Here is a 14,105-nt window from a genome sequence, read left to right as displayed (position 1 = left end):
CTGGTCGCGCAGTTCCCCGCGCCCCTCTGGGGGCTGCGCCCCCAGAGGGGCGCGGTAACCCGAAGCGCCCGACGGACAGGCTGATCCTGTTCGTCGGGCGCTTCGGGATGCGGTGTGCGTCAGTCCTTGATCTCGCAGATCACGGCGCCGGACGTGAGGGAGGCGCCCACCTCGGCGGCGAGGGCCTTGATGGTCCCCGACCGGTGGGCGTTGAGGGGCTGCTCCATCTTCATGGCCTCCAGGACGACGATCAGGTCGCCCTCCTTGACCTCCTGGCCCTCCTCCACGGCCACCTTGACGATGGTGCCCTGCATCGGCGAGGCGAGCGTGTCACCGGAGGCGGCCGGGCCGGACTTCTTGGCGGAGCGGCGCTTGGGCCTGGCACCCGCCGCGAGCCCCGTACGGGCCAGGGACATGCCCAGCGAGGACGGCAGGGAGACCTCGAGGCGCTTGCCGCCGACCTCGACGACGACCGTCTCACGGCCCGGCTCGTCCTCCACCTCCGTGTCCGCGGGAGCGGTGAAGGCAGGGATCTCGTTGACGAACTCGGTCTCGATCCAGCGGGTGTGGACCGTGAACGGATCGGCCGAGCCGGTCAGTTCGGGCGCGAACGCGGGGTCGGCGACCACGGCACGGTGGAACGGGATGGCGGTCGCCATGCCCTCGACGGTGAACTCCTCCAGCGCGCGGGCGGCCCGTCGCAGGGCCTCCTCGCGGGTGCGGCCGGTGACGATCAGCTTGGCGAGCAGGGAGTCCCAGGCCGGGCCGATGACGCTGCCGGTCTCCACGCCCGCGTCCAGGCGCACGCCCGGGCCGGACGGCGGGGCGAAGTTGGTCACGGTGCCGGGCGCGGGCAGGAAGCCCCGGCCCGGGTCCTCGCCGTTGATGCGGAACTCGAAGGAGTGGCCGCGCAGCGGCGGGTCGTCGTAGCCCAGTTCCTCGCCGTCGGCGATACGGAACATCTCGCGGACCAGGTCGATCCCGGCGACCTCCTCGGTGACCGGGTGCTCGACCTGCAGACGGGTGTTGACCTCCAGGAAGGAGATCGTGCCGTCGACGCCGACCAGGAACTCGACAGTGCCCGCACCGACGTAACCGGCCTCCTTGAGGATCGCCTTCGAGGAGGCGTACAGCTCGGCGACCTGGGCCTCGGAGAGGAACGGCGCCGGGGCCTCCTCGACCAGCTTCTGGTGGCGGCGCTGGAGCGAGCAGTCACGGGTCGAGACGACCACCACGTTGCCGTGGGAGTCGGCCAGGCACTGCGTCTCCACGTGGCGGGGCTTGTCGAGGTAGCGCTCCACGAAGCACTCGCCGCGGCCGAAGGCGGCGACGGCCTCGCGCACCGCGGAGTCGAACAGCTCCGGCACCTCTTCGAGCGTGCGGGCGACCTTCAGGCCGCGGCCGCCACCGCCGAAGGCGGCCTTGATCGCGATGGGCAGGCCGTGCTCGCGGGCGAAGGCGACGACCTCCTCGGCACCGGCCACCGGGTCCGGCGTACCCGCCACGAGCGGCGCACCGGCGCGCTGGGCGATGTGCCGGGCCGCCACCTTGTCACCGAGGTCGCGGATCGCCTGCGGGGGCGGGCCGATCCAGACCAGCCCGGCGTCCAGGACGGCCTGGGCGAAGTCGGCGTTCTCGGAGAGGAAGCCGTATCCGGGGTGGATCGCGTCCGCCCCCGAGTCCTTGGCGGCCTGGAGCACCTTGGTGATGTCGAGGTAACTGCTCGCGGGGGTGTCACCGCCCAGCGCGAACGCCTCGTCCGCGGCCCGCACATGCAGTGCGTCCCGGTCCGGTTCGGCGTACACCGCCACGCTCGCGATACCGGCGTCTCGGCACGCCCGGGCGACACGAACAGCGATTTCGCCTCGGTTGGCGATCAACACCTTGCGCACGTTGGCTCCCTCTCCTTGAAACAAGCCGAGTTTAGGGACAGCCGACACGTCGTTTCGACCCGTCCCCGATGGTGAGCTTGCCCACACGGAGCGTGATACAAGGCCTGCTCTCCCGCGAAATCCCTTGTCGCACCTCGGTACGCAGGGGGCTTCCCAAGAACCCTAGTCCTCCGATGTGGTCAAGGTCTCTGTGAGAGGGTGCCGCGCGCCACTCCGTTTCTTTGTGGAGTCCCTACGAATGGCCCAATGATTCTTTGCCCTCCGCAGATCCCTTGTCCCCAGGTTTACCCGTTAGTAGCGTGCACGCTGTCTCGAACTCCAGGTAACAAGGCCCTGCTCGGGCAGTACTCGAAAGTGGGTGGGGGCCGGTGGTCCGCAGACCGGTGGCGTGGGTGACCGCGATCGTGCTCTTCGTGGAGGCGCTCGGCATCGCGCTGGTCAACTGGTTCATGGGGGTCGTCGTCGACCGGCAGGACATGTCCCTGGCGGGGCTCGACCCGGATGTGATGTCCACGTCCTCGAAGGTCGCCGGCCTGCTCTTCGGCCTCTACTTCGCGCTCTGCGGCTTCACCGCGCTGCGCGTCGGCCTGCGCGACCGCGCTCCCGCCGGCCTCGGCCGCATCCTGCTGATCAGCGCGGCGGTGGTGCACGCCCTGCTCGGCGCGTTCACGGTCGGCCTGGTGGGCTGGGGCGCGTTCGCCTTCATGATGGTGGTGCTCGGACTGATCGTGCTCATCTTCATGACGTACGACCGTCACGAGGCCGCGGTGGCCGGCGCGAAGCCGGACGGCGGCCCGGCGGACGGGGACAGCGCCGGGGCGCCCATCGTGCCCTCGCCTCCGGCGCCCTCGGCCACCTGACCGCCCCCGCGCGTCACTTCTCGCGCGGCGTCCACAACTGTGTGATGCCGACGCCCAGTTCGGCCAGCAGGCGGCGTACCAGCGGCAACGAGATTCCGATGACGTTGCCGTGGTCGCCGTCGATGCCGTCGACGAACGGGGCCGAGCGGCCGTCGAGCGTGAACGCCCCGGCGACGTGCAGCGGCTCGCCCGAGGCGACGTACGCGGCGATCTCGGCGTCGGTCGGCTCGCCGAAGCGGACGACGGTGGACGCGACCCCCGACGTGTGACGCCCGGCCGCCGTGTCCCAGACGCAGTGGCCGGTCTGCAGCGTGCCCGCCCGGCCGCGCATCGTCTTCCAGCGCGCGGTCGCCTCCTCGGCGTCGGCCGGCTTGCCGTACGCCACGCCGTCCAGTTCGAGCACCGAGTCGCAGCCGATCACCAGCGCCCCGTCGGCCTCGGGCCGGGCCGCCACCACGGACGCCTTCGCCTCGGCGAGGGCGAGCGCCAGCTCGGCGGGGGTCGGTGCGGTCACGGCGTCCTCGTCGAACCCGCTGACGATGACCTCGGGGGCGAGGCCGGCCTGCCGCAGCAGCGCGAGGCGGGCGGGGGACTGGGAGGCGAGGACGAGCCGGCGGCGTGGCTGATCAGTCATGCGGCCAGCGTATCGGCGGGGCCGGGGCGGCTCGCATCAGCCCGAAAGTCACGGCGGCCCGACGCCACATCGGGCCGGACTCACATCGGGCCGGGCTCACATCAGGCCGAGGATGATCATCGCGAACACCACGGTCACTGCGATGAGGACGCCGAGCCGCCGCAACATGTCCTGCATGTCGCGCAGCTCCTTCGGCGGCTCGTTCTCCGGGTCGGACCACAGCATGTCTCCGATCGTGACTCCGGCGGGCCCCGGGGCGCCTGAGTACGCGTACTCATCCTGACCTAAAGGGTCTGCAGTTCCGTTAGGGGTCGATCCTTGCTACCGTTCCCTTCATCATTAAAGGAACCCTGGTTCCATTAGAGAGGGAAGTGCCGTGTTCACCACCGCTTGGACCGCCTCTCCACAGCTGCCCAGTACCGGCTTCACCCCCAACTGGTCGCAGGAGGGCTTCTGGCGTCACTCCCTGCGCCAGGTCGTCCGCCTCGGCGCGGGCGGCGACCGCGTCCGCATCCGCCTCTCGAACGCGTACGGGACCTCGCCGCTCCGGGTCGCCGGCGCGACGGTCGGCCGTACGGCCCGCGGAGCGGCCGTACGGCCGGACTCGGTGCGGCGGTTCACCTTCGCGGGATCCCCGTCCGCTGAGGTCCCCGCACGCGGGACCCTCACCACGGACGCGGCCGAACTCGCCCTGGAAGCGGGCGAATCAGTGACGGTCACCCTCCACCTGGACGCCGTCACCGGGCCCGCGACGTTCCACGCGCAGGCCTTCACGACCAGCTACCGGGGCGCGGGGGACCTCCTGGAGGACACCGGGGGCGAGGGCTTCGACGAGGCCACCGAGTCCTGGTACTTCCTGTCGGGCGTGGACGTGTCGGCGGGGCGCGCCGACGGGGTGGCGCTCTTCGGCGATTCGATCACGGACGGGTTCGGGTCCACACCGGGCGCGGACCGCCGTTGGTCGGACGCCCTCGCCGAGCGCACCGGGCGGCCCGTCCTCAACGCCGGCATCGGCGGGAACCTGCTCCTCAACGACTCGGCCTGGTACGGGGAGAAGGGAATCCACCGCCTGGAGCGGGACGTGCTCGCCCAAGCCGGCGTCGACACGCTGGTCGTGCTGCTGGGACTCAACGACATCGGCTTCAGCGAGACCGACGAACAGCCCACGTACCGGCCCGCGCCGCGCGTCGAGGTGAGCGAACTCATCGCCGGGCACCGGGAGCTGATACGGCAGGCGCGAGCCCGGGGAGTGCGGGCCGTGGGCGCGACCCTGTTGCCCTTCGGCGGGTCCGACCACTGGGGGGAGCGGGCCGCGAAGGTGAGCCACGAGCTCAACGAGTGGATTCGCTGCTCGGGGGAGTACGACGGCGTGGCCGACCTGCACCGTGCGCTGGCCGGCCCCGGCGGCTCGGACGCGCTGTGCGGCGCGTACGACTTCGGCGACCACCTGCACCCGAACGACGCGGGATACGCGGTGATGGCCGAAGTCGTCGCGGCGGTTCTCCGCCCGCGGGGCGCGTGCTCCTAACGGGGCCAGTAGGTGTGGGCCCACGTCCTCGGGCCCGGTGCCGGCAGGCGGCTCTGGGCCAGCCGGGACGGGTCGGACCACGCGTCCCTTTCCTGGTCCGCGCCGTCCGGGGCCGTCGCCGCCGCCGCGGCGCGGGCCCGGACCACCGCCAGCGCGGCCGCCAGCTCCTCCGGAGTCGGGTTGCCCCGTATGACCTTGATCATGACCGCTCCCGCTCTCGACAGGCGTTCTACAGGGGGATGTTGCCGTGCTTCTTCGGCGGCAGGGACTCCCGCTTGGTGCGCAGGGACCGCAGACCGCGTACGACGTGGGAGCGGGTGTCGGACGGCAGGATCACACCGTCGATGTACCCGCGCTCGGCCGCCGTGTACGGATTGAGGAGCGTGTCCTCGTACTCCTGGATCAGGCGGGCCCGGGTGGCCTCCTGCTCCTCGGCGGGCGTCGCGGCGATGGTCCGGCGGTGCAGGATGTTCACCGCGCCCTGCGCGCCCATCACGGCGATCTGGGCGGTCGGCCAGGCGAGGTTGAGGTCCGCGCCCAGGTGCTTGGAGCCCATGACGTCGTACGCGCCGCCGAAGGCCTTGCGGGTGATGACCGTGATCAGCGGGACCGTGGCCTCCGCGTACGCGTAGATCAGCTTGGCGCCGCGGCGGATGATCCCGGTGTGCTCCTGGTCGACACCCGGCAGGAAGCCCGGCACGTCCACGAAGGTGAGGACCGGGACGTTGAAGGCGTCGCAGGTGCGCACGAAGCGCGCGGCCTTCTCGGAGGCGTCGATGTTCAGGCAGCCGGCGAACTGCGTCGGCTGGTTGGCGACGACGCCCACCGGGCGGCCCTCGATCCGTCCGAAGCCGGTGAGGATGTTCGGCGCGAACAGCGGCTGCGTCTCGAAGAACTCGGCGTCGTCCATGACGTGTTCGATGACCGTGTGCATGTCGTACGGCTGGTTCGCGCTGTCCGGGATCAGCGTGTCGAGCTCGCGGTCCTCGTCGGTGAGAGCGAGGTCCGCCTCCTCGGGGAAGGCGGGCGGCTCACTGAGGTTGTTCGACGGGAGGTAGGACAGCAGCGACTTGACGTACTCGATCGCGTCCTTCTCGTCGCCCGCCATGTGGTGGGCCACGCCCGAGACCGCGTTGTGCGTGCGCGCGCCGCCCAGCTCCTCGAAGCCGACGTCCTCGCCGGTGACCGTCTTGATGACGTCCGGGCCGGTGATGAACATGTGCGAGGTCTGGTCGACCATCACCGTGAAGTCGGTGATGGCGGGGGAGTAGACGGCGCCGCCGGCGCACGGCCCGACGACCAGGCTGATCTGGGGGATCACACCCGAGGCGTGGGTGTTGCGGCGGAAGATCTCGCCGTACATGCCGAGCGCCGAGACGCCCTCCTGGATACGGGCGCCGCCCGAGTCGTTGATGCCGATGACCGGACAGCCGGTCTTCAGCGCGAAGTCCATCACCTTCATGATCTTCTGTCCGAAGACCTCACCGAGGGCACCGCCGAAGACTGTGAAGTCCTGCGAGAACACGGCGACCGGACGGCCGTCCACCGTGCCGTAGCCGGTCACGACCCCGTCCCCGTACGGGCGGTTGTTCTCCAGGCCGAAGTCCGTCGAGCGGTGCTGTGCGAACTCGTCGAACTCGACGAAGGAACCCTCGTCCATCAGCAGCTCGATCCGCTCACGAGCCGTCAACTTGCCCTTGGCGTGCTGCTTTTCGACGGCACGCGCCGAGCCGGCGTGCGTCGCCTCGTCGATGCGGCGCCGCAGATCCGCGAGCTTGCCCGCGGTGGTGTGGATGTCGATCTCGTGCTGCTGTTCCGGCTCGGACATCGGGATGCGGCTCCCTGCCTGCTCAGTGGGGACGTGAGGGTGAGGTGCTCGAAGAGCTGATGCTGAAGAGGTGGTGCTCAGAAGGGGGGATGGCTACTCATCCGTAGCGTAGTGGCGTGCCTACCGTTCGGCAGTGCGGCGTTTACCACACCTAGGGTGGGTTGCATGACGCCGCGAGATGACTCAGACGCGAACAGCAATCGGTGGTCCGACCTGGACCGTCCGCCGCTCAATGCCGTGGCGCTGCGCCGCGCGCTCGTACGCAACGGCGGGCACGACGGACTCTGGTGCGATGTCGACGTGGTGGAGCGCACCGGCTCCACCAACTCCGACCTCGTCGCTCTCGCCGCCGCGGGAAAGGCGGAGGAGGGCGCGGTCCTCGTCGCCGAGGAGCAGGACGCCGGGCGCGGCCGCCTCGACCGCCGGTGGACGGCCCCCGCCCGCTCGGGTCTCTTCTTCTCCGTCCTGCTGAAGCCCACCGGGGTCCCCGTGGAGCGGTGGGGCTGGCTGCCGCTGCTCACCGGGGTCGCGGTCGCGGCGGGCCTCTCGCGGGCGGCGGGCGTGGAAACGGCCCTGAAGTGGCCGAACGACCTGCTGGCGACGGTGGGCGGCACGGAACGCAAGGTGGGCGGCATCCTCGCCGAGCGCGCGGGGCCCGACGCGGTCGTCGTCGGCATCGGCATCAACGTCACGCTCCGCGAGGACGAACTGCCCGTGCCGGGCGCCGGTTCGCTCGCGCTCGCGGGAGCGGTCACCACGGACCGGGACACGATCCTGCGGGCCGTCCTCCGATCGCTCGAACAGTGGTTCGAGAAGTGGCGGCGGGTGGAGGGCGACCCCGCCGCGTCGGGACTCCAGGAGGCGTACGCGGCGGGATGCTCGACGCTCGGGCGGACGGTGCGGGCCGAGCTGCCCGGCGGTGAGTCGATCACCGGGGAGGCGGTGGCCGTGGACCGCGACGGCCGGCTCGTGCTGGCCACGGCGGAGGGCGTGCAGCAGCCCGTGGGCGCCGGGGACATCGTGCACCTGCGTCCGGCGGGATCCCCGGAGAACGAGTGACGGACGGGACGAACGGGGTACGCGGGGTGTCCCGTGCCCGTTCGTGCTGGTGATGAGCAGGGGACGCGCGCGGGCCGTACGACTGGGAGTGGGCCGCCGGACGTACGGGTGCGGAGTGGTCCACGAGCCGTCCGGCCTCGGCACTCGGGAGTGAGCCACAGCACACCTGCCGTAGAGTTGAGGCCGGTCGATACCTGACCGCGGCAGATCGGAAGGGCAACAGGCGTGACCGTCGACGACAGCGGTTCCGGCATGGGTGACCCCGCCTCCGACGGCGAGTCGGGGCGTACCGCCGGGTCTGCCGCCGACACGGCGGCCGCACGGGTCGACCGCGCCGAGGCGCACGCGCGCGTGGAGGAACAGAACCCAGTGAACGCGCAGGACGGCCGGACCGGGGCGATCGACCGGACGGAGACGGCCGGCCGGGCCGAGGGGCCGGACCCGGCCGAGGCGGCCCACCGGGCGGAGGCGGTGAACCGGACGGGAGCGGCCGACCGGGCGGAGGCGGCCGGCCTGGCGGAGCCGCGCGGCCGGACGGACACGCAGGACGGCCGGGCCGAGCTGCCCGGCGACGAGCCCGACGAGGACCCGCTCGCACTGAGGCTCGAACAGCTCATCCTCGGCGCCGAGCGGCGCTACACCCCCTTCCAGGCGGCCCGCAGCGCGGGCGTCTCCATGGAGCTGGCGTCCCGTTTCTGGCGGGCCATGGGCTTCGCCGACATCGGCCAGGCCAAGGCGCTCACCGAGGCGGACGTCCTGGCCCTGCGGCGGCTGGCCGGTCTGGTCGAGGCCGGGCTGCTCAGCGAGGCGATGGCCGTCCAGGTGGCCCGTTCCACCGGCCAGACCACCGCCCGGCTGGCCGAATGGCAGATCGACTCCTTCCTGGAGGGCCTCACCGAGCCCCCGGAACCGGGCATGACGCGCACCGAGGTCACGTATCCGCTGGTCGAGCTGCTCCTGCCCGAGCTGGAGGAGTTCCTCGTCTACGTCTGGCGGCGCCAGCTCGCCGCCGCGACCGGCCGGGTCGTGCAGGCCGCGGACGACGACGAGATGGTGGACCGCCGGCTGGCCGTCGGCTTCGCGGACCTCGTCGGCTTCACGCGCCTGACGCGGCGCATGGAGGAGGAGGAACTCGGCGAGCTCGTCGAGGCCTTCGAGACCACCGCCGCCGACCTGGTCGCCGCGCACGGGGGACGGCTCATCAAGACGCTGGGCGACGAAGTGCTGTACGCGGCCGACGACGCGGGTGTCGCCGCCGAGATCGCCCTGCGCCTGATCGAGACCATGGCCAACGACGAGACGATGCCCGAACTGCGCGTGGGCATCGCCTTCGGCACGGTGACCACCCGCATGGGCGACGTCTTCGGCACGACCGTGAACCTCGCGTCCCGGCTGACCTCGATAGCTCCCAAGGACGCCGTCCTGGTCGACGGGGCCTTCGCGCAGGAGCTCATCCGGACGGGCGACGCACCCGCCTCCGAGGCCGTGGCCCTGGAGGAGGCCGTCACCGCGGAGAAGGAGGGCGAGGAACCCCCGACGTACCGCTTCGGCATCCAGCCGATGTGGCAACGGGCGGTGCGCGGCCTGGGCGTCGTCGAACCGTGGCTGATGAGCCGCAGGAGCTAGTGCCGCGGCACGTCCGGCCCGGACACCCGGGTCAGCGGGCGGCGGGCCCGTCGAGACACAGGCCCACGACCGGTACACAGATGCCGCCCGGTGAGGAGCCCTTGGGAGGACTGGTGGGCGCCACGGTCCGAGCGGGTGCCGACGGCCCTGCCGCGGGCGGCCGGGGTGCCGGTTGCTGGGCCGCTTCGGCGGGGGGCTCGGTGACGGCCGGCCGTGCGCCCTGGAGGGGCCGCGCCGACGTGGGCGCGGGGTGGGCGGCCGCGGGACCGGCGGTCGCCGCGGGCCCCCTCGCCGACGCGCCTGCCCCGGTGCCGGCCGCCCCGGGGGCCGGGCCCGTCCGGGAGCCGCGTCCCGCGGCCGCGGCGGCAGAAGGGGACGCGCTCGCCGCAGGCGCCCCGGCGGCCACCGGCCCGGCTCCCGCTTCTCCTGGCCCTGTCCCTCTCCCCGTCCCGGGTCCTTCTCCTGCCCCGGTGCCGTCCTGTGCGGTGTTCTCGACCGAACCGGCCCCGCTGGGCTCGAGGTCCGTGGCCTCCACGCTCTCGCCGCCGCCCGACGGGTGGGGGCCGGCCACGCGCAGCACGCTCAGCGCGCCCGCGGCCAGGGCGAGACCGCCGACCGCGAAGAGGACGCCGCGCCGGCGGGGTTTGCGGTGGCGGCCCCGCGGGCGGGGGAGAACGGGTTCCGGCAGGGACGGCTCCGATGAGACCGTCTCCCACTTCGTTGCCGTGTCCGGCATGCAGATCCCTCCCCGGGCGAGGGCGCCTCCCGGCGCGCTGTCGCGGTGCGCAGGCTATGCGCGTTCTCGGGAGGTCCGGGCGGTCTGCGGCCGCACATCACCCGAACGGGGAGTTGTGCGCCGAGGCAGGTTTGGCCGGCCTCACGGGGGCCTACGCGGGACTACTCCCCGGGCCACTCCGGGCGGCGCTTCTCGTTGAAGGCCGCCACTCCCTCCGCGCGGTCGCCGGAGAAGGCGACCGAACGCCAGGCCGCGTCCTCGATCTCCAGGCCCGCGCGCAGGTCGAGCCCGTGCCCGAGCCGCAGCGCCCGCTTGGCGGCCCGCAGCCCGACGGGCGAGTTCGCGGCGATGCGCCCCGCGAGGGCCAGCGCCTCGGCGCGGTCCTCCCCGTCGGCGACCAGGCTGTCGACCAGCCCCAGCTCCCTCGCCTCCACGGCCTCCACCCGCCGCGCGGAGAAGATCAGCTCCGCCGCCCGCGCCGCACCGACCCGGCGCGGCAGCAGCTGCGTACCGCCGCCGCCGGGGATGACGCCGACCGACACCTCGGGCAGGCCCACCACGGCCGTACCGTCCGCCACGATCAGGTCGCAGGCCAGGGCCAGCTCGAAGCCGCCGCCCAGCGCGAAGCCGTGCACGGCGGCCACGGTGGGCATCGGGAGCTCCAGCACACCGGTGTACGCCGCCCGCGCGACCGGGCGCTGACGGACCAGCTCGGCGTCCGTGAGGGAGTTGCGCTCCTTGAGGTCGGCCCCGACGCAGAAGGCCCGCTCGTGCGTCGAGGTCACCACCACCGCGCGTACGTCCCGGTCGGCGGCCAGCGCCTCGCACGCCGCGGCGATCGAGCGGGCCATCCCGGACGACACGGCGTTCATGGCCTTGGGCCGGTCCAGGGTGAGCTCCGCGACGTACGACGCGTGGTGCCGCACCGCCACGTACTCCCCGAACCGCTGTTCCGCGCCCTGCTCCGCCATGAAACCCTCCCGGTTAACGTGGGTTAACTTCCGTGGCCCGATCATCGCAGCCGGCCGCCTCCGGGGAAAGGCGCTCCGGGCCCACCCGCGGACCCCTGTTCGCCGCATCAACGGACCAAAACCTCCCAAACCTACCTAACCTGGGGTAATGGGTGGTGACGATGTGCGACTGAGGGCCGTGGTGGCGCTGGCGCAGGGCATGGCCGCCGCGCACGCCCCGCGGGAGTCGTGGCGGGCGGCGGCTGCCGGGGCGTGCCGGGCGCTGGGCGGCAGCTTCGCCGCGCTGTCCGTGTGGGAGCGGGAGCTGGGGCGGCTGCGCGTCCTGGTGAACGTGGGGGAGCGGGCCCGTGACGAGGAGGAGTTCCCGGAGGGCGAGGCGTACCCCGTGCACCAGTTCCCCGAGATCACCGAGTTCCTGCACGAGCGCTGGGTCGGCGGCGGTGAGCCCAACGCGTGGGTGGAGACGGCCGACGGGCCGGCCACGGGGCACGCCGAGTACTGCCACCAGAGGGTCGCCGCGCTCCGGCGGCGCGGACGCGGCTGCTGTGTCGTCGCGCCGATCGTCCTGCACGGGCGGGCCTGGGGCGAGCTGTACGTCGCCCGTCCTGCCGGTGCCCCCGTGTTCGGCCCTGCCGACGCCGACTTCGCGACCGTCCTCGCCTCCGTGGTCGCCGCCGGGATCGCGCAGACGGAACGCCTGGAGGAGGCCCGCCGCCTCGCCTTCACCGACGCGCTCACCGGCCTCGCCAACCGCCGCGCGGTGGACATGCGCCTGGACGAGGCCGTGGAACGCCACCGCGCCGAGGGGGTCGTCGTGAGTCTCGTCGTGTGCGACGTCAACGGCCTCAAGCGCGTCAACGACACCCAGGGCCATGCCGTCGGCGACCGGCTCCTGGAGCGTTTCGGGTCGGTGCTGTCCCTGTGCGGCGCGATGCTGCCCGGCACGCTCGCCGCCCGCCTCGGCGGTGACGAGTTCTGCCTGCTGTCCGTGGGCCCGGCCGCCGACGAGGTGGTCCGTGTCGCCGACGAACTCTGCCGCCGTGCCGCCGAGCTGGAACTGGGTGAAGGGGTGGCGTGCGGTGTCGCCTCGACCGGGGATCCGCTCGGTCCCGTCCGTTCCGCCCGCCGTCTCTTCCGCCTCGCCGACGCGGCCCAGTACCGCGCCAAGGCCGTACGGGCGGCCAAGCCCGTCGTCGCCGGCCGTGAGGGTCCCGACGACCCAGTCGTACGCCTGGCCGACGCGCCCCCGCCCGCGGCGGCCGAACGCCGGAGATTCCGCGGCCGCCGGTAGGGACGCACGCGGAGCGCCGGGCCGGGGTCCCGGGCGGAAATCCCGGGCGGAGGTAAGGACCCGGCCCGGCATCCACTAGTGACACCATCACATTCACTGCGTACGCTCCTGAATATGGATATGCACACTGTGGTGGTGGGGACGACCGGTGTCACCGCGTCCGACGTTCTCGCCGTGGCGCGCGGCGGCGCCCGCGTCGAACTCTCCGGCGAGGCGGTGGCGGCGCTCGCCGCGGCCCGCGAGATCGTGGAGGCGCTCGCGGCCAAACCGGAGCCCGTGTACGGGGTCTCCACCGGCTTCGGGGCACTCGCGACCCGGCACATCAGCCCGGAGCTGCGGGCTCAGCTGCAGCGCAACATCGTGCGCTCGCACGCCGCCGGGATGGGGCCGCGCGTCGAGCGCGAGGTCGTCAGAGCCCTGATGTTCCTGCGGCTGAAGACCCTCTGCTCGGGCCGCACCGGCGTACGGCCGTCCGTCGCGCGGACCATGGCCGACATCCTGAATGCCGGCATCACCCCGGTCGTCCACGAGTTCGGCTCGCTCGGCTGCTCCGGCGACCTCGCACCGCTCTCCCACTGCGCCCTGACACTGATGGGCGAGGGGGACGCCGAAGGCCAGGACGGCGAGATCCGCCCGGCCGGCGAACTGCTCGCCGCACACGGCATCGAGCCCGTCGAACTGCGCGAGAAGGAGGGACTGGCCCTCCTCAACGGCACCGACGGCATGCTCGGCATGCTGGTCATGGCCCTCGCCGACCTCGACACCCTCTACAAGTCCGCCGACATCACGGCGGCCCTCAGCCTGGAAGCGCTGCTCGGCACCGACAAGGTCCTCGCCCCCGAACTGCACGCCATCCGCCCCCACCCGGGCCAGGGCGTCAGCGCCGCCAACATGCTGGCCGTGCTGAAGGGTTCGGAGCTCACGGGCCACCACCAGGACGACGCCCCGCGCGTGCAGGACGCCTACTCCGTGCGCTGTGCCCCGCAGGTCGCCGGCGCCGGCCGCGACACGATGGCCCACGCCCGCCTGGTCGCCGACCGTGAACTCGCCTCCGCCGTCGACAACCCGGTCGTCCTGCCCGACGGCCGCGTCGAGTCGAACGGCAACTTCCACGGGGCGCCCGTCGCGTACGTGCTGGACTTCCTCGCCATCGCCGCCGCCGACCTCGGGTCCATCGCCGAGCGCCGCACGGACCGGCTCCTCGACAAGAACCGCTCGCACGGCCTGCCGCCGTTCCTCGCGGACGACGCGGGCGTCGACTCCGGCCTCATGATCGCCCAGTACACGCAGGCGGCCCTGGTCAGCGAGATGAAGCGGCTCGCCGTCCCGGCCTCCGCCGACTCCATCCCGTCCTCCGCCATGCAGGAGGACCACGTCTCGATGGGCTGGTCGGCCGCCCGCAAGCTCCGCACGGCCGTCGACAACCTGGCCCGGATCGTCGCCATCGAGCTGTACGCCGCCACACGGGCCGTCGAGCTGCGCGCCGGACTCACCCCGGCGCCCGCCTCGCAGGCCGCCATCGCCGCCGCCCGCGCCGCCGGAGTGGCGGGCCCGGGACCGGACCGGTTCCTCGCCCCGGACCTGGCCGCGGCGGACGCCTTCGTGCGCGGCGGCCACCTCGTCGCGGCGGTGGAACCCGTGACGGGCCCGCTCGCCTGACGCGCCTTCCTTTCCGTGCGG

The 14,105-nt window shown here is 72.8% G+C and carries 13 protein-coding genes; 6 read left to right on the top strand and 7 right to left on the bottom strand.

Annotated features, from left to right (window positions below; translation table 11 throughout):
• Window positions 1-119: 119 nt before the first annotated feature.
• Window positions 120-1,892 (bottom strand): acetyl/propionyl/methylcrotonyl-CoA carboxylase subunit alpha, encoded by a 1,773-nt coding sequence (locus O1Q96_RS39540; RefSeq protein ID WP_269252691.1) that lies wholly within the window; start codon window positions 1,890-1,892, stop codon window positions 120-122.
• Between the two features lie 368 nt (window positions 1,893-2,260).
• On the opposite strand from O1Q96_RS39540, the gene O1Q96_RS39535 reads away from it, so the two are divergent.
• Window positions 2,261-2,752, top strand: a complete 492-nt coding sequence (locus O1Q96_RS39535; RefSeq protein ID WP_269252690.1) for a hypothetical protein — start codon at window positions 2,261-2,263, stop codon at window positions 2,750-2,752.
• A 13-nt stretch (window positions 2,753-2,765) separates the two neighbouring features.
• Here O1Q96_RS39535 and O1Q96_RS39530 read toward each other — a convergent pair whose 3' ends face one another.
• Both O1Q96_RS39530 and mmpB read right to left on the bottom strand, forming a co-directional pair.
• On the bottom strand, window positions 2,766-3,386 hold the full coding sequence (locus O1Q96_RS39530) for a Maf family protein (protein ID WP_269252689.1): 621 nt from the start codon (window positions 3,384-3,386) through the stop codon (window positions 2,766-2,768).
• A 96-nt stretch (window positions 3,387-3,482) separates the two neighbouring features.
• The gene (gene mmpB, locus O1Q96_RS39525) at window positions 3,483-3,611 is read right to left on the bottom strand and encodes a morphogenic membrane protein MmpB (protein WP_269252688.1); all 129 of its coding nucleotides are present in this window, start codon (window positions 3,609-3,611) and stop codon (window positions 3,483-3,485) included.
• Window positions 3,612-3,762: 151 nt separating this feature from the next.
• Between mmpB and O1Q96_RS39520 the strand changes: the two genes are divergently transcribed.
• Entirely contained in the window at window positions 3,763-4,914 is a 1,152-nt protein-coding gene (locus O1Q96_RS39520) for an SGNH/GDSL hydrolase family protein (RefSeq protein ID WP_269252687.1), read from the top strand.
• Here the strand turns inward: O1Q96_RS39520 and O1Q96_RS39515 are convergent.
• Window positions 4,911-5,117, bottom strand: coding sequence for an acyl-CoA carboxylase epsilon subunit (locus O1Q96_RS39515; RefSeq protein ID WP_269252686.1), 207 nt, complete (start codon window positions 5,115-5,117; stop codon window positions 4,911-4,913). The genes O1Q96_RS39520 and O1Q96_RS39515 overlap by 4 nt on opposite strands.
• A 26-nt stretch (window positions 5,118-5,143) precedes the next feature.
• Window positions 5,144-6,742: an acyl-CoA carboxylase subunit beta gene (locus O1Q96_RS39510; protein WP_269252685.1), complete on the bottom strand. Its 1,599-nt coding sequence runs from the start codon at window positions 6,740-6,742 to the stop codon at window positions 5,144-5,146.
• A 165-nt stretch (window positions 6,743-6,907) separates the two neighbouring features.
• Here O1Q96_RS39510 and O1Q96_RS39505 point away from each other — a divergent pair, with 165 nt between their 5' ends.
• Both O1Q96_RS39505 and O1Q96_RS39500 read left to right on the top strand, forming a co-directional pair.
• Window positions 6,908-7,801 carry a biotin--[acetyl-CoA-carboxylase] ligase gene (locus tag O1Q96_RS39505; RefSeq protein ID WP_269252684.1) on the top strand — a complete coding sequence of 298 codons (894 nt, stop codon included), beginning with the start codon at window positions 6,908-6,910 and terminating at the stop codon, window positions 7,799-7,801.
• A gap of 561 nt (window positions 7,802-8,362) precedes the next feature.
• Window positions 8,363-9,427 carry an adenylate/guanylate cyclase domain-containing protein gene (locus O1Q96_RS39500; protein WP_331276116.1) on the top strand — a complete coding sequence of 355 codons (1,065 nt, stop codon included), beginning with the start codon at window positions 8,363-8,365 and terminating at the stop codon, window positions 9,425-9,427.
• A gap of 31 nt (window positions 9,428-9,458) precedes the next feature.
• Here O1Q96_RS39500 and O1Q96_RS39495 read toward each other — a convergent pair whose 3' ends face one another.
• Both O1Q96_RS39495 and O1Q96_RS39490 read right to left on the bottom strand, forming a co-directional pair.
• On the bottom strand, window positions 9,459-10,163 hold the full coding sequence (locus O1Q96_RS39495; protein WP_269252682.1) for a hypothetical protein: 705 nt from the start codon (window positions 10,161-10,163) through the stop codon (window positions 9,459-9,461).
• A gap of 161 nt (window positions 10,164-10,324) precedes the next feature.
• On the bottom strand, window positions 10,325-11,134 hold the full coding sequence (locus tag O1Q96_RS39490) for an enoyl-CoA hydratase/isomerase family protein (protein WP_269252681.1): 810 nt from the start codon (window positions 11,132-11,134) through the stop codon (window positions 10,325-10,327).
• Window positions 11,135-11,282: 148 nt separating this feature from the next.
• Between O1Q96_RS39490 and O1Q96_RS39485 the strand changes: the two genes are divergently transcribed.
• Window positions 11,283-12,425, top strand: coding sequence for a GGDEF domain-containing protein (locus tag O1Q96_RS39485; RefSeq protein WP_269252680.1), 1,143 nt, complete (start codon window positions 11,283-11,285; stop codon window positions 12,423-12,425).
• 120 nt (window positions 12,426-12,545) lie between these two features.
• Window positions 12,546-14,084, top strand: a complete 1,539-nt coding sequence (hutH, locus tag O1Q96_RS39480; RefSeq protein ID WP_269253904.1) for a histidine ammonia-lyase — start codon at window positions 12,546-12,548, stop codon at window positions 14,082-14,084.
• The last annotated feature ends 21 nt before the right edge of the window (window positions 14,085-14,105 follow it).

Origin of the sequence: Streptomyces aurantiacus, from assembly GCF_027107535.1 — a bacterium.
Lineage (GTDB): Bacteria > Actinomycetota > Actinomycetes > Streptomycetales > Streptomycetaceae > Streptomyces.
Note: the sequence above shows the minus strand (reverse complement) of the source record. Positions and strands in the feature narration are given on the sequence as shown.